The sequence below is a fragment of the Streptantibioticus rubrisoli genome (genome assembly GCF_024436055.1).
Classification (GTDB): domain Bacteria; phylum Actinomycetota; class Actinomycetes; order Streptomycetales; family Streptomycetaceae; genus Streptantibioticus_A; species Streptantibioticus_A rubrisoli.
Genome location: NZ_JANFNH010000020.1, coordinates 19,157 through 42,194 on the forward strand (window position 1 = coordinate 19,157; position 23,038 = coordinate 42,194).

19 protein-coding genes and 1 pseudogene are annotated in these 23,038 nt (G+C 68.6%); 7 read left to right on the forward strand and 13 right to left on the reverse strand.

Annotated elements, in window-relative coordinates; translation table 11 throughout:
• Window positions 1-57: 57 nt before the first annotated feature.
• The 4 genes from NON19_RS17725 to NON19_RS17740 form a co-directional block, all read right to left on the reverse strand.
• The gene (locus NON19_RS17725; protein WP_255929214.1) at window positions 58-1,089 is read right to left on the reverse strand and encodes a DUF1611 domain-containing protein; all 1,032 of its coding nucleotides are present in this window, start codon (window positions 1,087-1,089) and stop codon (window positions 58-60) included.
• Window positions 1,090-1,163: 74 nt separating this feature from the next.
• On the reverse strand, window positions 1,164-1,589 hold the full coding sequence (locus tag NON19_RS17730) for a hypothetical protein (RefSeq protein WP_255929216.1): 426 nt from the start codon (window positions 1,587-1,589) through the stop codon (window positions 1,164-1,166).
• A 101-nt stretch (window positions 1,590-1,690) separates the two neighbouring features.
• Window positions 1,691-1,990 (reverse strand): plastocyanin/azurin family copper-binding protein, encoded by a 300-nt coding sequence (locus NON19_RS17735; protein ID WP_255929218.1) that lies wholly within the window; start codon window positions 1,988-1,990, stop codon window positions 1,691-1,693.
• Window positions 1,991-2,216: 226 nt separating this feature from the next.
• A complete protein-coding gene (locus NON19_RS17740; protein WP_255929220.1) occupies window positions 2,217-2,573 on the reverse strand; it encodes a hypothetical protein in 357 nt (118 codons plus the stop codon).
• A 151-nt stretch (window positions 2,574-2,724) separates the two neighbouring features.
• Here NON19_RS17740 and NON19_RS17745 point away from each other — a divergent pair, with 151 nt between their 5' ends.
• Window positions 2,725-3,327, forward strand: coding sequence for a sigma-70 family RNA polymerase sigma factor (locus tag NON19_RS17745; RefSeq protein ID WP_255929222.1), 603 nt, complete (start codon window positions 2,725-2,727; stop codon window positions 3,325-3,327).
• A gap of 25 nt (window positions 3,328-3,352) precedes the next feature.
• Complete coding sequence (locus tag NON19_RS17750) at window positions 3,353-4,156, forward strand: anti-sigma factor family protein (RefSeq protein ID WP_255929224.1); 804 nt, start codon at window positions 3,353-3,355, stop codon at window positions 4,154-4,156.
• 615 nt (window positions 4,157-4,771) lie between these two features.
• On the opposite strand, the gene NON19_RS17755 is transcribed toward NON19_RS17750, so the two are convergent.
• The 6 genes and pseudogenes from NON19_RS17755 to NON19_RS17785 all read right to left on the reverse strand — a co-directional run.
• On the reverse strand, window positions 4,772-5,272 hold the full coding sequence (locus NON19_RS17755) for an ATP-binding protein (protein WP_255929226.1): 501 nt from the start codon (window positions 5,270-5,272) through the stop codon (window positions 4,772-4,774).
• A gap of 484 nt (window positions 5,273-5,756) precedes the next feature.
• Window positions 5,757-6,503 (reverse strand): DivIVA domain-containing protein, encoded by a 747-nt coding sequence (locus NON19_RS17760; RefSeq protein WP_255929228.1) that lies wholly within the window; start codon window positions 6,501-6,503, stop codon window positions 5,757-5,759.
• 786 nt (window positions 6,504-7,289) lie between these two features.
• Window positions 7,290-10,046 carry an alkaline phosphatase family protein gene (locus NON19_RS17765; RefSeq protein WP_255929230.1) on the reverse strand — a complete coding sequence of 919 codons (2,757 nt, stop codon included), beginning with the start codon at window positions 10,044-10,046 and terminating at the stop codon, window positions 7,290-7,292.
• A 12-nt stretch (window positions 10,047-10,058) separates the two neighbouring features.
• Window positions 10,059-11,420 carry an ABC transporter permease gene (locus tag NON19_RS17770; protein ID WP_255929232.1) on the reverse strand — a complete coding sequence of 454 codons (1,362 nt, stop codon included), beginning with the start codon at window positions 11,418-11,420 and terminating at the stop codon, window positions 10,059-10,061.
• Window positions 11,417-12,367, reverse strand: a complete 951-nt coding sequence (locus NON19_RS17775; RefSeq protein ID WP_255929234.1) for an ABC transporter ATP-binding protein — start codon at window positions 12,365-12,367, stop codon at window positions 11,417-11,419. The genes NON19_RS17770 and NON19_RS17775 overlap by 4 nt, the downstream gene beginning before the upstream one ends.
• Before the next feature lie 547 nt (window positions 12,368-12,914).
• Window positions 12,915-13,241 (reverse strand): annotated as a pseudogene (locus NON19_RS17785) (aldo/keto reductase); the annotation flags it as partial.
• Window positions 13,242-13,277: 36 nt separating this feature from the next.
• On the opposite strand from NON19_RS17785, the gene NON19_RS17790 reads away from it, so the two are divergent.
• Window positions 13,278-13,895, forward strand: a complete 618-nt coding sequence (locus tag NON19_RS17790; protein WP_255929361.1) for an LLM class flavin-dependent oxidoreductase — start codon at window positions 13,278-13,280, stop codon at window positions 13,893-13,895.
• 376 nt (window positions 13,896-14,271) lie between these two features.
• Here the strand turns inward: NON19_RS17790 and NON19_RS17795 are convergent, their stop codons facing one another.
• Both NON19_RS17795 and NON19_RS17800 read right to left on the reverse strand, forming a co-directional pair.
• Entirely contained in the window at window positions 14,272-14,817 is a 546-nt protein-coding gene (locus NON19_RS17795) for a hypothetical protein (protein WP_255929236.1), read from the reverse strand.
• 417 nt (window positions 14,818-15,234) lie between these two features.
• A complete protein-coding gene (locus NON19_RS17800; RefSeq protein ID WP_255929238.1) occupies window positions 15,235-16,098 on the reverse strand; it encodes an NAD(P)-dependent oxidoreductase in 864 nt (287 codons plus the stop codon).
• A gap of 570 nt (window positions 16,099-16,668) precedes the next feature.
• On the opposite strand from NON19_RS17800, the gene NON19_RS17805 reads away from it, so the two are divergent.
• On the forward strand, window positions 16,669-17,436 hold the full coding sequence (locus NON19_RS17805; protein ID WP_255929240.1) for an SDR family NAD(P)-dependent oxidoreductase: 768 nt from the start codon (window positions 16,669-16,671) through the stop codon (window positions 17,434-17,436).
• A gap of 479 nt (window positions 17,437-17,915) precedes the next feature.
• Here the strand turns inward: NON19_RS17805 and NON19_RS17810 are convergent, their stop codons facing one another.
• Entirely contained in the window at window positions 17,916-19,151 is a 1,236-nt protein-coding gene (locus tag NON19_RS17810; protein ID WP_255929242.1) for a multicopper oxidase family protein, read from the reverse strand.
• 781 nt (window positions 19,152-19,932) lie between these two features.
• Here NON19_RS17810 and NON19_RS17815 point away from each other — a divergent pair.
• From NON19_RS17815 to NON19_RS17825, 3 genes are read left to right on the forward strand one after another with little or no spacing between them, the layout of a single operon-like run.
• Window positions 19,933-20,142, forward strand: a complete 210-nt coding sequence (locus NON19_RS17815; protein ID WP_255929244.1) for a ferredoxin — start codon at window positions 19,933-19,935, stop codon at window positions 20,140-20,142.
• Window positions 20,132-21,508, forward strand: coding sequence for an NAD(P)/FAD-dependent oxidoreductase (locus NON19_RS17820; protein ID WP_255929246.1), 1,377 nt, complete (start codon window positions 20,132-20,134; stop codon window positions 21,506-21,508). The genes NON19_RS17815 and NON19_RS17820 overlap by 11 nt, the downstream gene beginning before the upstream one ends.
• A 35-nt stretch (window positions 21,509-21,543) precedes the next feature.
• Window positions 21,544-22,761 (forward strand): cytochrome P450, encoded by a 1,218-nt coding sequence (locus NON19_RS17825; protein ID WP_255929247.1) that lies wholly within the window; start codon window positions 21,544-21,546, stop codon window positions 22,759-22,761.
• Window positions 22,762-23,038: the final 277 nt, after the last annotated feature.

Consider the following 23,038-nt stretch of genomic DNA (forward strand, 5'->3'; position numbering starts at 1 on the left):
CCGGTCCCACAGGCCGGTCTGGGCCAAGATGATGATCCATCAGGTAAGCGGTGACCCTCATATCGCCGGGACCCTTTCGGCGAGCAGGTCCACAGCCGCGCCGCCGGCCAGCTGGGCGGGTGACAGCACCGGCAGACCGGTGGCCGCCGCCGCCTCCCGGGACGCCAGCGGGCTTGCCGTGATCAGCCCACTGACCGCCAGGACCGGCACCCCGACCGCGTAGAGCAGATCGACACCGGCGTGAGCGGCGAGAGCATCACCCACCGCGAGGACCGCCCCACGGCAGATGCCCGGCAGATGGCGGGTCAGCCGGCGCGTCTCCTCCTGCAACAGACCGTCGGCGATCTCCAGCACGATCGCTTCGGCACCGTCGTGACCGAGCGCGTCACGCATCGCCACCATGGTCCGCAACAGCCGTTCGGGCGGATAGCCGAAGGTCGAGGACATCCCGAAGTCGATGAAGTCCACGACATGCCGGGCACCGGCGTCGACGTAGGCCCAGCGGTCCTTGCCGCTGCCGGAGCCGGTGACCTTCGCCGCTCCGGCGGCCAGGCCCGCGTGCGTCCAGCCACTGATCAGCCCGGCCGCTGCGGTCGTCTTCCCCGAGTTCATCGATGAGCCGACGACCGCTACCGTCGGCGGTTGTGTGCCCGACCGCGACTGCGGCAGGGACGGAGGCCGCGGCCGTGCGAAGTGTTCCAGTGACAGAGCACGCCCGTGATCGTCCGTCAGCGGTCCGAGCACATCCAGCTCGGTCGGCGGAAGGCAGTCGGTGTGCCAGGAGACGGCGATGCCGACCACCCCGCCCGCGGTGAGCAGGTGCGCCTTCGGCTCGTGCCGGTGGTAGCCCTCGTAGACGTCGGTCGCATACCGGTTGCCACAGGCGCCCACCACCAGGTCGCCCCTGTGGAGCCGCACCCTGCGGCCGTGTGCGTCCTCCAGATGGTCATGGGCTCCGACCCTGGTGACCTGAGTCACCACCAGATCGCCGAGGCGGAGCGGCACGGACGGTGCGCCGAGTCGGCACTGCCTCGCATCGGGCACTGTGCGCGTGACATGGCTCCACTTGGCGGTGAACAGCTCTCTCATTGCTACTCCTGGCAGGCCCTCAGCCTCGGCGGACGAGCGGCCCTTTCGTTGGGATCTACGGAATGTTGGGATGTCTACGGGACGCTGGGGGCTGCGGGACGACGGCCTCGCGCGGTTGCCTGCCAGGCAGCGAGGAGCAGCAAGGTCCCGGTCTCCAGCAGGAGGCTGAGCAGGGCCTGGGGTGCAGGCGTAAGGCCGTGTTCGGTGAAGCCGAAGACACCGATCGTGCGGGAGGCGGTGAACCCGGCGAGAGCGCCGAGCGCGACGCCGGCAGCCGCGGCCCTGAGCAGCACCGGTGCTGTGAACAGCACCAGGCCGGCGACTGCGAAGGCGGCGCTCGCCTGAAGCAGGAACAGGGCGCCGACGACGTGGATGAAGCGGTACCCGGCCAGGTAGAGCTGCGCGTGGATGTAGCCGCTCCCGGCGAGCGTGGCGGCGACGGCCAGGCGTACCGGGAAGGCCGGACGTATCGCGGAGCCGAGTCTGTTGCTGGCATTCATGCGACGTTCTCCTCCGAGTCGATGCCTTGTGATGCCGTGTCCGTCAGCTGGCTTGTCGAGGTCCATGCCTGGCGCCTCGTCGTGCGTGTACGGGTACTGGTTCATGGGGTCACCACCACGGTTGCGGTCATGAAGGGATGGATGGTGCACAGGTAGGCATAGGTGCCGGCTTTGGTGAACGTGTATCGGTAGGTGGCGCCGGTCGTCAGCGGTGCCGAGTGCAAGGGCCCGCCCGATCCGGAGCTGGTCACGGTGTGGGCGTCGGTGTCCTTGTTGGTCCAGGTCACCGTCGTACCCGCCTTGACCTTCAGGCTGGTTGGTGCGAACGCGAAGTTCTGGATCGTCACCGCGCTCCCGGCGACGGGTGCCGTTGCGGCCGGCGAGCTTGCCGGTGCGCTCATGCTGGGCATCGCCGGGGAGCTCGGGGCGGACCTCGAGGCACCGCCGGAACCAGTGGAGGAGGAATGCGGTGATGCGCCGCAGGCGCTGAGCAGCCCCAGCGTGCCCGCGGTGGCAACAGCCAGCCCAGCTGCCACCAGGGACCGTCGGGGTGATGGAAGTGAGTTCAGGTGCATGGGTGCGTGCTCTCTACTGATCAGCCCACGGATGGGGCCGGGCGGGGGTCGGTCATCCGGTCGGTGTTCCGTGCTCGGACGCGGGATCGAAGAGGTGCACGGCTTCCAGGTCGACTCGGCCGCCGTGCTGCCGTGCGCGGATGGCCCGGATGTGGGGGTGTCGGCTGAGCAGCAGGTCGATGGCGTAGCGGAGTACGGCGAACGGGGCCTGCGCCGGAAGCTGGACGCGGGCGGCGTCGGTTGCGACGGCGTAGCCGCTGTGCGTTATGACGAGCGCGTCCGGCAGGACGCGGGCGGTGAATCCGCTGTGCTCGCGGAGCGCGTCGTAGAGCCGCAGTACGTGGTCGGGCCGCGTGTTCGGCCGCGCGGTGGGGGAGGCCTCGAGGGGCGGCGGAACCATCTCGGTCATCGCGGTTCACTCCTTGCGGTTGGGGGAGGTGGGGGATGATCCCGAGGATCAGTGCTCGTCGGGTTTCACGGGTGCCGGGGCCCGTGCGGTTCGGTGTGTAAGCACCTTTTGTGAGATTTCGGAGTTTTGCGGAATATGCAATGATCGACTTATGCCGTGGAGTCTTCGGAAACGCGGTCCATCGAGTGAGCCGGATCGCTCCGGGAACCGTGTCTCTGATACGGGGACCGTTTCCCGCGCGGACGAGGAACTGCTGCGCGCGCTGTACGCGGAGCATGCCGGACCGCTGCTTCACTTCGTTCTGCGGCTGACCTCAGGAGACTGGCAATGGGCCGAGGATGTCGTGCAGGAGACACTGCTGCGGGCCTGGCAGCACCCGGCGGCGTTCGACCCCGAGCGCGGACCGGCCCGGGCGTGGCTGTGCACGGTCGCCCGGAATCTCGTCATCGACGCCCACCGGGCCCGCCGGGCCAGGCCGCCCGAGGCCGATGGGGAGGCGCTGGAACGGGTCGCGGAGCAGGCACCGGGAGAAGACGAGATCGAGCAAGCGCTGCAAAGCTGGGCGGTGGCCGAGGCCATCCGGACCCTCTCCCCGGAACACCGGGCCGTGCTGCTGGAGACGTACTACAGAGGCCGGACGATGGTCGAGGCCGCGGAGGTGCTGGGCATTCCGGTAGGCACCGTGAAGTCGCGCACGTACTACGCCTTGAAGGCGCTGCGGCTGGAGCTGCAGGAACGGGGCATCGAGCCGTGACAGCGGTGTGGAGGAGGTGCGGACCATGAATGGCGACCGTGACGCCATCCGGTTCTCCCTGGGCGGGTACGTGCTGGGAACGCTGACCCCGGCGGAGACGGAGCAGGTGCGAGCCCACCTCGCGGAATGCGACGAGTGCCGGGCCGAGCACGCCGAACTGGCGGGGCTGCCCGCGCTACTCGCGACGGTCAGCGAGGCTGAGGCCGCGGGCGCGGCAGCGCCCACGGCCAGCGAGGAGCTGGCCGACCGGTTGGTACGGCGGGCCGCCGAAAGCGCGGGAGCGCAGTCGGAGCCGCCGCAGCCTGCCGCTGCTCACGTGCTGGGGGTACCGCGGCGACCCCAGCGAAGCCGACTCGACCGGCTGCTCCAGCAGGCCGCGTCCCGACGGCGTACCGCCGTGCGGAGGCAACTGGTCGGGGTCGCAGTCGCCACGACGCTCATCGCCGCGGCAGCGTCGGGCGGTACGTGGCTGGCTACCATCGCTGCCACGACCAGCCAGGTGGCGCAGCCCGCACCGACGTCACCGGCCCCGGTCCGCACTTTCTCCGGAACCGACCCCACCACCGGCGTGTCCGCCTCGGTGAAGGTCTCGCCCGCAGCCTGGGGCAGCGCCGTGCAGGTCTCGGCGCAGGGAGCGCCCCCCGGGATCACATGCAGGCTGCAAGCGGTCGCGGTCACGGGCACCACAGCGACCGCCGCCACGTGGCAGGCAGGCAAGTATCCGGGTGGTGCCAAGATTTCCGGGACCGTACCCATGTCCCCAGGAACGATCAGTCACTTCGACATCTACGCCGGCAGCGGCCAGAAGCTGGTCACCATCTCGGCTTGAGACCTCGGCCTGGTCGGCATCTCGTGGCCAGCGGTGATGGGTCAGCATCGGCGTTCGTCGCCACCGAGGCTTGCGCGGAAGACAATGTGCGCGGATTCGAAGCGTTGGCGGCTCGGAGCCTGGCGGGTGCCTCGGCTTTGACGGCGCCTCGGCCAAGTGCGACGCGGCGGCGGTGTCCGCGGGGAGTCCCTGGGTGAGAAGCCCCCGGTACGTCGGTTGGCGTCTGGTCAGCCCGAGGGGGCCCGGCGTGCCTGCTCGACCGCGGGCCGCCCGCCCTGCGCTTCGGCGACGACATTGGCGGGGTCCCCCGGCGATCAGGCTGGTGATCGCATGGCCATGATGGTGGGCTACGTAGCAGACGGGGTGAAGGCACCGCCCGACGTCGGACGAAGACGGCCCCTCGTCCCGAAGGCCTCAGCCTGGGGCAACGCACCGAGTAGTGCGTCACGGTTTCCGTGTGGCGCGACGTTCCCCGCGGGACAGGGAAGGCGGTTTCGGGCGACTGCGGTCATCCCCGCCCCATCGCCGACGGCGGAAGGGAAGGCCATGACGTGCTCAGCGCGTCGCCATGTGAGCGACGCGCTGACGTAGTGGCCGAGGCCTCACTGGGTTCGGTCACGCCGAGCACTGAAGGCAGGCGTGGACTTCGCGGCCGTCCGGAGCTTGGTGGACCTCGGTCGACTGCGCGAGGAACTCGACGATGCCGTTGCCGCGGCCGTGTTCGTCCGGGGCGATGTCCTGGCGGGGGCGGTCTACGTCGGCTCCGGAGTCGACGACCACGATGTGCAGCGTGTGGTGGTCGAGGGCCAGTTGCAGCGTCATGTACTCGTGGCCGTACCGGGCGGCATTGGCGGCGAGTTCGTCGACGATGAGGATTGCCGAGTCCCGCTCGTCCTGGGGAATGCTCCAGCTCTCCAGCAGGTCCGCCGTGAAGTGACGGGCGGCGGAGACATGTGCTTCCTGCGCTGGCAAGGTGAGCAGCGCCTGGCGGCGGCAGCCTCCCGGGCACAGCCCACCCGTGACGGGCGTGAACCGGCGACGCTGCGGGCTACGGCGTGTGGTGTGCAGACGAGCGTCGCGGACGCGGCGGGGGTCTGTGGGGAGTAGCTGTGTCATCTCAGCTCACTCCTTGCGGATGGAAGGGGGAAGGGGAGGAGATCTCGTGAATACCAGCGCTTGTTTACTTTCACGTGCGGCAGGCGCCATGCGGTTCGGCCCTTTCACGTCTGTGCCGATAAATACGTCCGCACAGGTCGGACGGTGATGCCGTGGAAGGAGGAACTGGGGAGCGATGGGCGCGGACGGCTGATCTGCTCGGCGGTGTGAGGGCTCTTGACGGAGGCTTGGGGCACGGCATGAGTCGCATCGCGCACTGCGGCTTCCGCGGCTTCCCCGAAGAGTAGGACAGAGTGAGGCACGGGCGCCGGGCTCCAGATGCGGCTGGACCCGGACACCGAAATGGCGACTGCGTAGTGGAATAGCTCCCTTACCTGGAGTAGGTACCGCCCGCCGTCACCACGTTCGGGCGACCCGCGGGAGGCCGGTCCCGGGCATCCCGCAAAGACCCGTCGGCGTTCGCGGCTCGTGGTCGGGGATCAGGTCAGCGCGTCGGCCACGGGACATGGAACGGCGATGTCAGGGACGAAGGGGGCAACGTCACTGTGTCCGGGGTCGTGCCGACCGGGGCCGGACGCGGCGGGCCGGAGGGGGTGACTTCCAGTCGGCGCATCTGTGACTCCAGGTGGGACTTCAGCCGAGAGCGGTATTCGCGCTCGAATGACTGCAACGTGTCCACGTAGCCCTCAAGCGCTGCCCGCATGGAATCCAAAGGAGCCATCAGAACCCGGCATCTCGCCCGCGCATCCCGTTCCAGGGCCTCCGATCTGTAACGGGTGGCGTACTCAAGGCTCTCGGCACGGCTGTGCGCCTCGCTGACAATTCTGTACGCCTCCGTGCGTGCCGCCCTGACCATCTGGTCGGCGGCGTGGCCAGCCAACTCCAGTACGAGAACGGTGCCGCCATCGCCCGGTGACTGTGGAGTGAAAGAGTGGCTTGCGCTCACGGGTACCGTCGGTGGGAAGGCCGGGGTGCCTATCTGCTGTCTTACAGGAGGAGTTGGGTCGGAGGCGACCACGGGGAGCCCGGCGGAGTGCCGCTGCTGGTTCTGTGTGGCGACGCGGCTGGCTGCGGCCAGCTTGTTTCGTAGTGAATCGTTCTCCTTGATGAGCCGGTCCAACTCCACCTCCACTTCGTCGAGGAAGGCGTCGACCTCGTCCGCGTCATAGCCTGCACGGAGGCGGGCCGTGGTGAACTCCTTGTTCCGCACCTCCTCGGGGAACAGTGACATCTCTTCACCTCACGTGATCGTCGAATGGCCCCGCGCCTTGTGAGGTGTGACAGAGGCGCCATGGGGGAGCGATCAGATGGCTGATGGCGGATGTGGAGTCGGGACAGGCAGGAGCATCACGCACGCGGATGTGGTCGCGCACTCACTGACGCGGCTATGTGAAGCGCGGGTGAAGGCAGTGTATGTACCCGACGGCCTCCTTCCGCAAGACCTGTCGAGCCGCATGTGTGGCATGGCTGTCCGGTTCGACCACAGTGGCCCGCGATATCCGCAAGGGGCCGACTGAGGTGGCGCGGTCCGGGTGTGGGGGCGCGCCTCCTCGACGGCAACTCCCACTGGCGCCCGCAATCCATACTCCTCAGGCCCGATGCCTTCCCCTGTACCCACATCGGCGAAGTCGAACCAGTTCAGGACACGTTGAACCCCGCTGGCAAAGCACCTGCGACGTCAGGGCTGGCACGGCACCCTCACCGCCACGCGAGAAAGCGCAACCCCACTACCGCTCTCGCTCGCACGGTCGGGCCCGCAAACGGTACGCACAGTGGAGAACGGCCCCCGTTGCGACGCGGTGAGCGGCAACGGAGGGTCTACCCGGTGCAGTCGTGGGCGAGGTGCCCCGACTTGCCGTGGCAGTCGGCGTCCGACCAGGGGAAGATCCTGATCATGACGCCGACGTCCGGGCTCGGTAGCCGACGACAGCCGTGTCGCTGGAGGCTTGATGGTAGGTCAGTCAAGGCCGCTGGCTGGCACTGAGGACTACCTGTTCTCGTTCACGTTCGGGCTGTGTCAGCCGTCGTTGTCCGACGACGGGATGTAGGCGCCGGGCACGTCGTTCGGCGCGTAGATCTTGGTCTCGCCGGGGTACGGCGCTTTCCAGTTGTGCGTCTCGTACCACGTCAGGTGGTTCATCTGCGCGGGGTTGGCGTAGTCGGGCACCGCGTTGGGGCCGGTCAGCCGCTGCTTCGACTTCCACCTGGCCCACTGCGCCGCGACCGACTTCTCCGCCGCCGGCACCCCCGTCGTGGACGGCACGAGAGCCGCCTTCGGGTCCTGCGCCGCCGGGGTGTCCACGCCGCAGGAGGGCGGGGTGCTCAGACCGTCGGTCAGCGAGGTCCGGTTGGGCACCGCAGTGAACGGCGTGAAGTTCGGGTTCCTGGTGAACGCCCCGAACATCGGGGTGGCCGCGCTGTCCTTCTGGTTCATCGGGTGGATCCCGAGGATCTGCTCGATGGTGCGGATCATCGTGATCTGCGAGTAGTAGTGGTCGTCGACGACGCCGTGCCGCGCCCAGGGGCTGATGATCTGGATCGGGGCGCGGTGGCCGTCGACATGGTCGAGGCCGGCCTGGGAGTCGTCCTCGACGACGAAGATCGCCGAGTCCTTCCAGTACTTGCTGTGCGAGATCGCGTCAACGATCTTGCCGGTCGCGAGGTCGTTGTCGGCGACCTGGGCAGCCGGGCTCGCCGGACCACCGGTGTGGTCGCTGGAGAGCCAGAACATGTTGAGGTTCGCCGGACCGTTCTTCTCGAAGTCCTGCTTCCAGATCTCGTACCGGTACTGGTCCGGGATGCTGGTGTCGAACTTCGGGAAACCGGGCACCGACACGCTGTTGAGCGACGGGATGGGCGAGGACGAGTTCAGGGTGTAGGCGGTGCCTTGCCCGGTTGTGTCCATGTTCTTGGCGTCGCAGTACAGGTTCTGCCAGCTCGCGCCGGACGGCTTGGTCAGGAACTGCTGGAACTCGCCGAAGTCCCGCACGGTCTTGCCGGCCGCCTGTGCGCCGGTCCACAGGAAGCCGGACTTCTGGTGGCCGAGAGCGTCGTCCTCGGTGTCGTAGCTACGCACGTACTCACCGGCCGAGGACTCGGTGTACTCCGGATCGTCAGCCTGCATCAGCCAGTTGTGGCCCTCGGCGGAGTTCGTGCCGATGTCGTAGGTGTTGTCGTAGAGCCCGAACTGCTCGGCCATCGCATGCTGGTTCGGCGTCACGTTCTCGCCGAACTCCGCCAGCGACGGGTCGCCGTTGCCCTTCGAGATGTCGCCGAAGAGCTGGTCGTAGGTCCGGTTCTCCTTGACGATCAGGAAGACGTGCTTGATCGTCGAGGGGGCACCGAGCCGCGCCGGGACCGGCACCGGCGTAGCCTTGCTGTTCTTGTTGGCCAACGTGACCGCGCCGTTGGTCCAGCCGTTCTGCTGGAAGACCTTGGCCGTCTCGGACCTGATGACACGGTCGCTGGGCAGTGTGAACTGCGTCAGGCTCGACGTCGTGTCGTGGGTGTCGTGGCCGGCGCTGCTGGTGGGTCGGCGGGCGTCGATACCACGGGCGTTGGAAACGACCACCTTCTTGCCGACGGTGGTGATCTCCGCGGGGAAGTAGTCCGTAGGCAGCAGGCCGACGTAGCTGACCGGCTCCTGCGGGCTGGTGTACCGGTAGACGGCGACGGCGTTGGCCCGGCCGAGCGTCACCAGCAGGTGGCCGTCGTCGGTGAGCGTCACCGCGTCGGGTTCGTAGCCCACCGACGCCTCCGGCCACGGCTGGGTGGAAATGGTCTGTACGACCTTGTCGCGGGTGGGGTCGATGACCGACACGTCGTTGGTGGCGGTGTCGGTGACGAAGACCGCCCCCTTCCTGGCATACACGGCGGTCGGGTGCAGACCGACGTGGATGCTGCCGACGGCGGCGGAGGGGGCGGCCAGGTTGATGACGCTGACCGTGCCCGTGGTGGTGGCACCGGTCACCGGGCTGGCCGGCACCTGGGTGTTGTAGGAGTTGAGCGTGGAGTCGCCGGGCTTCGCCGGACGGCCGCCCTCGTTGCTGACGTAGAGCTTGTGGCCGACCTGGACCATGTCGCGCGGGGCGCTGCCGACCGCCCAGCTCTGCTCGATGGCCCCGGTCGCCGTGTTGATCGCGACCACCCGGTTCTGGCCGTTGACCGCGCTGTACACGGTGGAGCCGTCGGCCGAGAACACCGCCGCACCCACCAGTGCGTGCTTGGCTCCCTCGGCGGGGATCGAGATGGTCGTCGGGTCGGAGAGGGTGCCATCCGAGTTCACGGTGAACTTGGTGTAGCCGTCGCTCTGGCCCAGCCACAGCTGCGAGCCGTCGGGCGAGTACGTGGGGCCCTCCTGGCCGACAGCGCTGCTGCTGATGCGCAGGTCGTCCGATGCGGCACTGCCGACACGCTGCTTCACCTGCCCGGTCGTGAGGTCCACGACGACCAGCGCCGCATCACCATCGGTGACCGAGGCGGCGAGATGGCTGCCGTCCGGGCTGACCGACGACGACATGATCTTGCCGTCGTTGATGATGAGGCGGCTGCCGTACGGGGCTATGTACTGGTCGCTGGAGATGACCTGGCCCTTGGCGGTGACCTGGCCGACCTGTTGGGTTCCGAACTGGTGCGTCGAGGCGATAGCGGTGCCGGTGGCCAGGGCGACACCGGTGATGCACGCCGTGACCAGCATTGCCCGGCGGCTGGTACGTCTGCCGAGAAGGACGACGTGCTCCTTCTTGGCATGTCGACGGAGACGCGTTACCTGCATGGAGGCATCCCTTCAGGGAGTGGGAAGCAGTTCGACATTGCCGTCGAACTGCCAGAGCGGGTTCGGTGCGTCGCCGGTCGGGGTTCGCACCAGGAAGTAGCCGTTGACTTCCTTCGGCCCGTCACCGTCGGCCTCGAACCGCCCGGCCGGGGCGACATCGAGCTGGTAGATGGCCGTCCCCGCCGCCGCAGTGCCGGGGAGGTGCCAAGTGACGACGCAGCGCCAGTCGTTGCCCGGCCCCTCGGCGTCGACCTGGCCGTCGCTCCGGTCGCACGCCGCCGTGACCCGCAGCTGCGCCTCGGTGACGGCGGGACGGTGGAACTGCTCGGTCTGGATGCGATAGAGGTGGGCGAACGCGGTGGCGACCGACCGCTCCACCTTGGCCTGCGAGATCCCGGAGCCCATGGAAGGGGCGGTCACGGCGACGGCCCCGAAGGCCAAGGCGAGCAGTCCGACGAGCGGCAGCAGCCCGATGGTGATCGCGCGGCGCCCGATGCCGTCGTTGGTCGCGTCGGTGAAGTCCCGCCGCACGAAGAGTAGGTAGGCCAGGGTGGTCGCGACCACGACCCAGCCCAGGCTGACCGCGACGGCGATCAGGAGCTCGCCGAGTTGTGCCGGGCTGGCGAACAGCCCGTTCCAGGCGATGAAGGCATAGCCGGGCAGGGCGAGGCGTACCGCTACCGGCAACGGCAGCATCTGGGCGAACTGCATCGCGACCGCCACCAGTGCGGGCAGCAGCAGTCCCATCGGGGAGCGTCCCAGCACGACGGACCCGAGCAGACCGATCGCGGCGAGCGCCAGGGTGGGGGCGAGCGCGCAGACCCAGGCGAGCACGACGTCTCCGGCGGCGTCCGACGGCGTCAGCAGGTGGCCGTCGAGTCCGACCAGCGGCTGGTTGCCGACCGTCAGGAGCCCCCCGGCCGCGCTTGAGGCGACCAGCCCGGTCACGAGCAGCAGGATGACGGTGAGGCTGGCCAGCGCCTTGGCCGCGAAGATCCGCCGAGGCGACCGGACCGCCACCAGCAGATGACGCCAGGTGCCGAGCCGGTCCTCGGCGGCGAAGACGTCCCCGGCGACCACCGAGGTCAGCAGCGGGAGCGCCCAGGAGCCCGCGAACCCGAGGACCACCAGCGGGCCGGCCCATGCCGTGGCGTGCATCCAGCGACCGAAGAGGGTGTCGGTGGGGAGAGTGCTCTGCTGGCTCACCGCGGCGACGAACAGCCCCGGCACGACCCAACAAGCGAGCAACAGCAGACGGATCCGCCACTGGGAGACGAGCTTGACCACCTCGAAGCGGTAGCCGCGCGTCACCGGGACGCGCTGGGCATGGGGGTCGGCACCGGCAACGTTGCCGTCGGCGACGGTCACGGTCATCGGTCGGCCTCCCGCTGTCCCTGCTGTTCGGTGAGCGCGAGGAACGCAGCCTCGAGCGGCGACACCACCGGAGCGAGCTCGCGCACCGCGATGCCCACCTTCACAAGTCCCGCCACCAGTGCGTCGAGAGCGGGCACCGGCGCGCGCACGACGAGCGCCTCGGCGCCGCGCCACGCCCCGGCGTCATCCAGGACGCGAATCCCGGCCGTGTGGGCGGCCAGTCGGCGCGCGGCCTCCGGATCGGAGGTCAGCAACCGGTAATCCAGTTCACGGCTTTCGGCCGCCAACTTGCCCAACGGGCCGGAGAAGCGGACCCGTCCGGTCGCGAGAATGGTGACCTCGGAGCACAGCGCCTCGAGGTCGTCCATCCGGTGGCTGGAGAGCACGACAGTGGTGCCCTCCTTCGCAAGCCGCCCGAGCACGCTGTGCACGTGCTTCTTGCCCGCCGGGTCGAGACCGTTGGCGGGCTCGTCGAGTACCAGCAGCCGGGGCTCGGTGAGCAGAGCGGCGGCCAACCCGAGCCGCTGGCGCATGCCCAAGGAGAAACCGCGGGCCCGATCGTCGGCGACCTCGCTGAGCCCCACCTCGCCGAGCACATCGTCGATCCGCGTCCTCCGCGCGTCCTGGCCACGCAGAGCAGCCAGCGCGGCGAGGTTCTGCCGTGCGGTCAACGAGGGGTACAGGCCGGGCCCGTCCACGAAACCGGCGACACCACGCGGAGCCGGCAACGCCCGCCCAACCGGCATGCCGAGGATCTCAAGGGCACCGCTGTCGGCGACGGCCAGGCCGAGCAGGAGGCCGAGCAGCGTCGTCTTACCGGCGCCGTTCGGCCCGAGCAAGCCATGGACCTGCCCCTGCACCAGATCCAGATCGACGCCGTCGAGTGCGACGACGTCACCGAAACACTTCGACAGCCCACGAGCCTGAACCGCAAGTTGTGTGTCCATAGCCCCTTCCCGCAAACCCGAAGAGAATGTAGGACCCGCCCATGGGACAGTCAGGAGCGCCCGGTTGAACGCTCGCGAAACGGAAGAAGACCGACTCGCCGAGGCCGTATCTGTCCGAGCAGCTGATGGCTCGTCACCCATGGGCCCTGACCGGCTGGCACTCCGGTCGTACTTCGCTATCGCTGCGCCTCAGCGCTGCGTTGTGGATTGCACGCGGGTTACTTGGCGTTGCCGCCGACCGGGGCGGCCGGAGCGTCACGGACACTGCGGGCGGACTTCCAGGTGCCTGCTCTGGCACGCTGATCGGTTCGGGTCGTGGGCGAAGCGGTGCGGCTTGCTTCAGTGTTCGGTGCGGTTGACGCACGTTGTAGAAGGACTCGAACTCGCGGACCGCGTAAAGAAGGTGGCTCTGGTTCCAGATCAAAGTGCGGTGCAAGAGCTCGTCAGCGATCAAGCCAACGACCACCGCGGATGAATTACCGGCACCCGCGGTGCCCCGGTGGCGGCCATCCGCACCCTGGTGGGGCAGCCTGCGGCCAGCGGGCCATCAGGCGGATGCTTCGGTGAGCCTCGCGAGCTCAGCCTCGCCCAGCTTGAGGCCAGCCACCGCTGTCAGCGCGGGCAACTGCTCCACCATGCGGGCGCTGGCGATCGGCGCGGCGACCGTCGGCTGAGCGGCCAGCCAGGCCAGCGCCACGGTGGCATGCGCGACACCGTGCGCCGCGGCCACTTCGTCCAGCGCCGCGAGCACGCGCAGCCCCCGCTCGCTGTCCAGGTACTTCCCGGCCCGCTCCACCCGGGCGCTCTCCACCGGCTTGCCTGGGCGGTACTTGCCGGTCAGGAAGCCGGCCGCGAGCGCGAAGTACGGCACCCCACCATCCTGCTGGCCCCCCTGCGCACCAACCACCCGCTGTTCGCCAAGGCCACCGCCACACTCGACCGCCTTTCCCGCGGCCGGCTCGTGCTGGGCCTGGCGCCCGGCGGCCGGGAGGACGACTACAACGCGAGCGGAGTCGAATTCGACCAGCGCGGCAAGCTGTTCGACGCGCTGCTCGAACGGGCCGTCCGGCAGTGGCAGGACGACGGCGGTATCGGGCCGCACCCCGCCACGGGCGGCGGCCCCCCGCTGCTCTTCGGTGGGTTTACCGAACGCGCGCTGCGGCGTATGACGACCTATGGTCGCGGCTGGATCGGTGGCGCCCAGGGCGTGGCGAACTTCCGGACCATCCTCCCGCGTGTCCGGCAAGCGTGGCGGGACGCGGGCAAAGCTGGGGCGCCCCGGTTGGTGGCCACCGCGCACTTCTCGCTGGGCCCGGACGCACAACAACGCCTGCACAGCCGCCTTGCCAACTACTACACCTCCGGCACGTACACCAGCGAAAGCATTGAAGCCGGTCTGTCCACACCCGATGAAGTAGCCCGCGAGGTCGCCGCCTACGCCGAAGCAGGCTGCGACGAACTCATCCTCTTCCCCCACGGCGGCGGCCAGGAACAGGTGGACCTGCTCGCCGACGCCGTCGGGCTGTGACTCCCACGGGGAGGCGCACGGCCCGTCGGTGCCCGAAACCCTGCCTCAACGGGCGTGCACCTCGCCGCGCTGCACCGGAGGAACCCCCTACGGCAGGGGAACTCGATCAGTGGCCACCACGAAGTGTTCCTCGACCGGCACCTCCAGGCTCAGCCCGTGCGGCACGTTCCCCGGCACGACCTCGTGCTGCTGGGTTGGGTGGGTCCGAAGGCGGGCGTTCGAGCTCCCTGCCGACCTACGTCGCAGTGTGCGGAGCGTCCTTGTTGTCGGTAGGTGTCCGGCGGTGCAGTTCTGGGAGCAGGCCACCGGCGCGCCAGAATCCCTCGTTGACCTCAAGTGACATGGCGCGTCGCCAGCCTGCTCAGGGTGGGTGGTTCTATTGCGCCGCTGGCTGGTGGAGCCAGGGTGCGCTGGTGGCCCAGAAGATGCAGTTGGCTCCGAGGGTGTTCGTGCCGAAATCGGTGAACTCTTGCCGGGTGTATGGTTTTTTCGTTTGCGGGTTGGTGTATTGGAAGTCGGGTTCCTGTACGGCCATGGCTACGATTGGGAGTTGTCCTCGGTACCGCTCGAAGAAGGGGTACGAGTTCTGCATCTGCGCCGGCCGGTTCGGCAGGACGTCGGGCCCGCCCAGGCCGATGCCGCGAGACTTGGCGAATGCGAAGGTTCGCCCCATGTAGTTGTGGTCGTTGTTCCATTCGCCCGGCCAGAAGTTGACGTACTGGACGAACGGCGTCCTGGTGAAGACCTTCTTGCCGTAGGCCATGTTGTCGAGCTCTGCGTTGAAGTAGGAATCGTCGCTGAACCCGGTGTGGTCCTTGCTGGTGTCCACTTCGGTGGAAGTCTCCGGAAGGTTCACTCTGGCGAGACGACCGTCGAACCGCTGTGCCAGCGCCTTCAGCAGATGCTGGAAACGGTCCCGCACCTGCGGAACCCACTGCGCCGCGATCGCGCCGGGCTGACCGGGGCCGAGGCCGTTTTCGTTCTTCGTCGGAGCCGCGCCGCCGTGGTACTCCGGATCGGTCAGCAGGTAATTCGGGAGCCTGGCCGGCAGCGTGAAGAACCGGTCCTGGACCTGGACGAACAGCTTCTTGTGGCGCGGCTGTAGATAGTTCAGTGCCTGCTCGATCGACGAGAAGTCTGGAGCAGCCGACCTGGGCTACTCCGCGGTGCGCTACCGGCACGCCGCGGCCGACATCAGACACGAACGGCTCCGCGTCGCTGGCCGGACCGCAGGACCACTGGCAGCGGGCGTCGTACTGGCCGTCGCGCTCACCGCTTCCCTGCTGCTGCTCTGGTGACCCGTGTGCGGACGGGGCCGGAGCCACGGCCCGCAGACGGGTCAGGTCGGAGGCCGCCTCAGGAAGTCGACGGCGGCGAGGTCGTCGCTGTCATGACCGGCTGCGGCGGTAGCGGTCAGGCGGTCTCGGACGGTTTGGAGGAGGGGGCTGAGGGTGGCGGATGCCGCGGCCAGTTCGATGTCCTTGAGGGCGAGTCGCACCGCGAAGCCGGGTGCGTATGAGGCGTTGTCCATGAGGCTCACCTTCTGCAACTCGTAAGGCATGGCGAGCGGGCCCGCCTCAAGCACCCGGACGAACGTGGCGTGGTCGACGCCGAGTGTGTCGCACAGGGAAAGAACGTCGCTCATGGCGACCGTGGATGCGGCCATCCAGGCATTGACGGCGAGCTTGACGGCACTGCCCTCGACCCCTCTCCCGACGTGGAGCACGGACGAACCGAGATCGTCGAGCACAGGGCGCACCCGCGCGAGGGCGTCCTCGGGACCGGCGACCAGCCAGACGAGCTTGCCCTCCCGAGCGGGAGCGGTGCTTCCCGACACCGGCGCGTCGAGGTAGGCGACACCGTGATCACGAGCCATATCAGCCAGGGCGCTGGCGTGCCGTGGCCCCACCGTGCTTGCCTGCACCCAGACGGCGTCGCTGTCGAGCCGACCGATGGCATCTGACATGACATCCGTCACCGCTTCGCCGTCACGCAGCACCGTGATGACGACGGACGCACCCGAGACCGCATCGCCGAGCACCCCAACGGCCGTGACCCCATCCGCGTGCTCGGCCGCCACGCGGGCCCTGCCCTCCGTGCGGTTCCACAACCGCACCTCGTGTCCGGTGTCTCCGAGTCGCGTCGCCATCGCGGTGCCAAGTGCGCCCGCTCCGAGCACAGCGACGGTGGAAACCTGAGCCATGGAAACCCCTTGCGGACGGCGGACGCAGGCGAATACCTGCTGAACGCGGAAGATCCGCGCCCTTTGCACGAGCTAAACCGAGCCCGGGGCCCATCGCAGCTTGAGGCCGTTCTCCGAGCGCCCCCGAGTCACCCGACCCGAGCAATCCCGAGCCGTTCACGCGGGCCACCCGGACGGCGAACTGAAACTGTTCACCCCGTCGGTGGGACGCCGACGCAATGCTCCGACGGCGCGTCGATTCTGCATGTTCCCAACGACGTCCAAGCGGCTTCAGCCAGTGTCCGCACAGCCTGGTAATGCCAACGCCCTGTGGGCCCCGCCAGTATCAGGGGAGCCACCGAATCGAGTGGCCCGATCCCGAGATGATGTGTTGCCGTGGGGCCATACGGGCAATCAGGTGTCCCCGTTTGATGGATGCCGCGCTCAGGTCCGACGCGGCTGTCATCCGTCTGGGCACCCTCTTGTGTGGGTGCAGGGATACGCCCTGTCCGAAGAGGAACCTGGTGTCCGTAAGGGCTTCGAACCGCTTGCCTGTCGTGCACCTGCGTGGTTGCAGGGAGGACCCTCGACATGTCTGATCCCGTCGTGCTGATCACGGGTGCGCTCACCGGTATCGGCCGAGCCACCGCCTTCGCTTATGCTCGTCAGGGCGCGAACCTTGTGGTCTCCGGCCGTCACGAGGACGTGGGTGAGCAACTTGCCAGGGAGCTGTCCGACCACGGCACTTCGGCCGAGTTCGTGCGTGCCGATGTCCGCTTCGACGGCGATGTGAAGGACCTTGTCGACCGGGCGGTCGAGCGGTTCGGGCGGATCGATGTCGCCTTCAACAACGCCGGCACCGAGGGAACACCCGGCCCTGTCACCGAGGTGACCGAAGAGGGATATCAGGCCACCTTCGATACCAACGTCAAGGGGACACTGCTCTGCCTGAAGCACGAGTTCCGGGTGATGAGAGAACAGGGCGGTGGCAGCATCGTCAACGTCAGCTCCTGTTACGGCCTGATGGGTTACCCCGGGGCGACCTTGTACGTCGGGAGCAAGCACGCCGTTATCGGCATCACCAAGGCGGCCGCACTCGAAGGCGCCTCTCACGGTATCCGGGTCAACGCGGTCGCGCCCGGCTACACCCGGACCGCTATGTACGAGCGGTTCACCGGCGACGACACGGCGCGTGACGCGGTTGATTCGGTGCTGCCCATGCACCGGGCGGGTACCCCGGAGGAGATCGCCGAAGCCGTCCGGTACCTGGGTTCCGACAAGGCGAGCTACGTCACCGGCCACGTTCTCCTCATCGACGGTGGCCTGATGGCGGGTGGGCCCCTGTTCCCGAACTCGTGAGGTGGCCGGGCAGCTCAGCTGACCACGAACAGCCACCACACCGTGCGCATTACCTTCCCCAACGGCGGCGTGGGCCTGGATAGTTGGGCCAACTGACCGTTCCGGTTCCGGTCGCTGTCGGGCCCGCTCCGCGTTCTGGTGCGCTGGGGTGATGCCCCTGCCTCAGCGGCGGGTTCCAGGCGTGGCAACGCATGTGATCCACCGGCTGTGGCCAGGAGCTCAGCAAGGCGCTCGGTTGGGGTTGCCCAGCCGAGCGTTTCGTGTGGGCGGCTGTTGAGTTCGGCGCCATGACCCGTGTGGCGAGCAGGTAGCTCTGCCCTACGAGCACGAGCCCAGACGGCCTGCCCGAGGAAAATGTCCCACGAGCAGCCAGCGCTGCATGCGTAGCGCCAACGGTCGAGGGAGTCGTTGAGTGCTCGCGGCCGGACGCCCCAAGGTCGCTCCGCCGGGAAGGGCGTAGCCCAAAGCCCTGGAGCAGGTCACTTGACGATCTCCATCACCGCCATCATGCCTGCGTCCTCGTGGTTGAGGATGTGGCAGTGCAGGACACTCTTGCCGGTGTAGGTGTTGAAGCGGATCCGGACGACGATCTGTCCTTTGACGGGGACGCTCGCGGTGTCCTGGAGGCCGTGGCCTTGGTGGGGACGGCCGTTGATGCTCATCAACTGGAACTTGTTGACGTGGGTGTGGAAGGAGTGTTCCTCGTTGCTGTCGTTGCGTACGGTCCATTCCTCGATCGTGTTCAGCTTGGGCCGGATGTCGACCCGGTTCGGGTCGAACTGCTTGCCGTTGATGTAGTACTTGCTCCCATCGGCGTTCTCGGAGAACACGATGGTGCGCCGCGCGGCGATCGGCGCGTGGCTGAAGTCCAGTCTCGGGGCGAAGGACGAGGTAGGCAGCGGCGCTGGCCGGGCCGAGGGTCCCTGGGAGTCCAGGGTGGCCAAGGTTGCCTGCGGGAAGGAGTTGCCGCCCGGCCCGGTGTTGTAAGCGAGTGTCTGGAGTTGGGTCCGGCCGGGCGGACCGCCCTGTACGAGCACATCGAAGCGGGTGCCGGCCGCAAGGAGGAGGGAGTCAGCCGTCCAGATGCGGTCGGACGGAGCGCCGTCGTGGGCGACCACGTGGAACTGCTGTCCCTGGAGGTGGACGTTGTAGTAGATGTTGGCGCTGACGTTGGCGAGCCGCCACAACTGGGTCTCGCCCGGCCGGATGCGGATGGTGGGATTGAGCTGACCGTTGACCGTGCGGTTGGTGGGTGCGCTGATGTGCAGGCCCTGGGTCTTGACCGCGTCGCCTTGGAGCTGGAAGTCCTTGAGGGCGATGACGTGTTCGGTGATGTTCCGCAGGTTCACGGGCAGGTACTGCTGGAGGCCATCGACGATGATGACGCCCGAGAGGCCCCCGGCGACCTGTGGTGCGGAGATGGGGTCCGCGTGTGAGTGGTACCAGTAGGTGCCGGCTCGCAGGGTGTCGGGAAACCGGTAGACGTAGTGGTGGGTCTCTCCGGGATGGATGTGGATGAAGATGTTGTCGGAGTCGCCGGACGGTGAGACATGAAGTCCGTGGACGTGCAGATTGGTGTCCTGGCTCAGCCTGTTCGTCATCGTCAAATAGAGCGTGTCCCGGGGCCGGATCCGCAGGGTGGGCGGTACGTACCGGCCGTTGTAGGTGAGGGCCCACAGCTTGCGACCGGCCACGTCCACCTGCTTTCTCTCCACGACGAGGTCCACCCGCAAAACGCCGTTGCGGCTGACCACCTGCTCCGGATCCCGCAGGGGGGCACCTGCGGGGAACGACGGGGCGGGCGACGGGGAGGATGACGGTGGCTGCGACGCTGCCTGGCCGCCGGTGCACCCGCTCACCAGAGCGGTGACGGCGAAAGTCAGCGCAACAGCCAGCCGACGCGCCCTGCACAGCGGATACCGCATCAGGTCCTCCGTGGCCTCACGTGGTCTGGTCTCTTGACTACGGCCCAGCACACCCCAGGTGGCCCGCCCGCGCGAGGCGGACGGGACCGTTCGCGCGAAGCCCGAGGTAGGGTTCTGGGCAGGCCAGGCAGTTGTCCGGTCAGTCGGCGCCCTGGCCTTCGTCCTCCGCGGGACCGGGCGGCGGCGAGCCAGATCGGCAGCATGATGGCCATGGACGATGTGCGCGGCGTCCGGTGACCGCGACGCTGGATGGGACACGGACGACGAGTACGAGTGGGTGCGGTGAACGTGGCCAGGCGCCCGGGCGGGGCCGTCACGCTCGCCGGCCGGGTACCCGGAAGTCTGCGCCACCGTCAGGGGCTCACCACCTCCCGCAGAACAATGTAGGGATCTCTTTCACGGCGCCTCCGTTCCTGGTGCCCGATCGCAGCCTCGTTCCGGCCCACCTGCGCGTTCTCGAACGCCGTTGCCCGCTGGATCTGGTCCCGACGGAGTAGCCGGGCGAGCGCCTGGCGCATTGAAAGCCTAGAAAGAGACGGTGAGCTCAAGGCGGCGGAGGGAGAGGCTTGGGATGCGGCTCGTCGTGGACCTCACCCGCTGCCAGGCGTACGCGCAGTGCGTGTTTCTCGCACCGGAGATGTTCGAGCTGCATGGCGAGGAAGCGCTGCTGTACCGCCAGGAAGTCCCGGACGAGCAGCTGGAGCGCGTGCGCCAGGCTGCTGCGGCGTGCCCGGTCCAGGCGATCCCCGTGGGTGAGGCGGTGAGCGCCCGTGCCCGGTGACCTTCGGGAGGGCCCCATCGTCATCGTCGGCGCGTCGCTGGCCGGGTTGCGGGCTGCCGAGAAGCTACGCGAGGAGGGTTTCACCGGCTCGCTGACCGTGGTCGGGGACGAGCCCCATCCGCCCTATGACAGGCCGCCGCTGTCCAAGCAGGTTTTGCTCGGCATGTCGGCGGCGGACACCACCGGGCTGCCGATGCGCCGCGACCCGGACGCCGACTGGCGGCTCGGAGTGCGTGCCACGGGGCTCGACCTGGTCGGCCGTCAGGTCCTGTTGGCCGACGGCGAGTCCCTGCCCTACGACCGGCTGCTGATCGCCACCGGAACCCGGGCGCGCCCGTGGCCCCAACCGGAGCAGGCTGCCCTGGACGGAGTCTTCACCCTGCGCACGCGTGAGGACGCCGGGTGCCTGGCCGAGCGGCTGGCCGCCGGGCCGCGCCGGGTGCTGGTCATCGGCGCTGGCTTCACCGGTTCGGAGATCGCCTCGGCCTGCCGGGAGCGGGGCATCGAGGTCACGGTCGCAGAACGTGGTACCGCACCGCTGGTGGGCGCCCTCGGCGGCACGCTGGCGAGGCTCGCGGCTGGCCTGCAGCGGGCCCACGGCGTGGACCTGCGCTGCGGAGTGACGGTCACCGCGCTGTGCGGGAACGACGGCGGGCGGTTCACCGGAGCCGATCTCTCCGACGGCAGTCACATCGACGCGGACGTGTGCGTCATCGCCATGGGTGCGGTCCGCAACGTCGAGTGGCTGGCGGATTCCGGGCTGGCGGCGGGCCCGCACGGGGTCGCCTGTGATGCGGGGTGCCGCGCCTTCGACATGTACGGGATCGTCACCGACGACGTCTTCGTGGCAGGTGACGTCTCCCGCTTCCCCCACCCGCTCTTCGACTACCAGATGCTCTCCTTGGAGCACTGGGGCAACGCGGTCGCGCAGGCCGAGGTGGCGGCCCACAACATGATCAGTTCCGGGCCGCCGCGGCGTCCCCACCTCGCGGTTCCGGTCTTCTGGTCGAGTCAGTTCGGGGTCAACATCAAGTCCGTGGGTGTCCCTACCTACTCCGACCAGGTGGTCATTGCCCAGGGCTCGCTCAGTGAACGCCATCTGGTGGCGGTCTACGGCTACCGGGGCCGCATCACTGCCGCCGTCACCGTCAACATGGCCAAGTGGCTGGAGTACTACCAGGGCCTGATCGAGGCCGCCGCCCCGTTCCCGCCCGCGCCCGGCGCGGCCGACGGCCATCCGCTGGTGACCGAATTCGCGCTTCCCTCCGACGTGCCGGATCCAAGGGGGCTGTCCCACGGCCCCACCGTCGCGCTGACCGGTCACCTGCCGGACCGCCGGCTGACCGTGGTCCGGCCCGCCGGCTGACCCTTCCGTTCTTCCCTGTCACGAGGAGCCCGTCGATGGCTGTCGACACCCTGCTGGAGCGGATCACCGACTACGCCAACCGCCCCGACCCGTACCCGCTGTACGCGGAACTCCGCGAGGCGGGCGTGGCGCGGCAGACGGACGGCAGCTACCTGGTCGGCGGGTACTACGACATTGTCGCCCTGTTCCACAACCCACGGCTCAGCTCGGACCGCCGCAACCGCGCCGGCGCCTACAGCGGCTTGCCCGCGGATGAGGAAGAGCCCCGCCCTTTCATCCGGCTCGATGACCCCGAACACCGCAGGCTGCGCAGCCTGGCCACACGGCCGTTCGGGCCCCCGCACAGTCCGGGCCGGATCGACGCGATGCGAGACGAGATCACCCGGATCACCGACGAACTGATCGAGTCGCTCCAGGGCCGTACGCGAGTCGACGTCGTCGACGACTTCGCCTATCCCCTGCCCGTCTCCGTCATCTGCCGACTCCTTGGTGTTCCGCGCGAAGACGAGCCGACCTTCCGCGAGTGGTCCAACGCCATCATCGACTCCAGCGACATCCGGCCCGGTGAGAACCTCGGCACGAGCCAACGGGCCGGCAACCAGGCCCGGGCGCAGATGGGCCGCTACCTGGTGGACCTCGCCGAGCAGCGCCGCGGCCACCCGGGTGACGACATGCTGTCCGCGTTCGTCAACGACCCGGACCCGACCGGAGGGCTCACCCGCGAGGAACTGGCGGCCACCGCAGTGCTGCTGCTCGTCGCCGGACACGAGACCACGGTCAATCTGATCACCAACGGCGTCCTCACCCTGCTGCGCCATCCCGACCAGTTGGAGCGCCTGCGCCGTGAACCCGACCTGCTTCCCGGCGCAGTGGAGGAACTGCTGCGCTACGAGCCCCCCGTCCACTTGCTGGAGCGTATTCCCCTCACCCACGTCGACGTCGCCGGCACCACCATCCCCAAGGGCGTACCCGTGGTGCTCGTACTGGCCTCGGGCAATCGTGACCCCAAGCGGTTCCGCGACCCCGACCGGTTCGACCCTACCCGCCGGGACAACCAGCACCTCGGCTTCGGCAGCGGCGTCCACATCTGCTACGGCGCGCCCCTCGCCCGGGTCGAAGCCCAGATCGCCCTGGGAGCGCTTCTGCCTCATCTCACCACCGCAACCCTGGTCGAAGACCCTCCTCCCTACCGGAACAGCGCCGTGCTGCGTGGCCCCCGGCACCTTCCCATCGAGCTGGCTCCGTCGCCGTAGACGCAAACCGCCTCGCCGCGGCGATGGAACCGAGGCGGGCACGCGGAACGGAGCTGCTCAGTCGCGGTCGCGCTGGTAGACGGTAGCCAGATCTCGCTGACGGTGGCGAAGCAGGCGATCGCGTGCCGGTGCATGTAGGCCCCCGGTCTCCTGTCCCTGCCCCAGGATGCAAAGTAGAGCAGCGCCGGTCGTTCGTTCGGTTGTACCTCAGCCGGTTCGGAGCGCCGACGAGCCACAGGGCAGGGCGCGGCGGAGCGAACTCGCCGAGTGAGGTGCC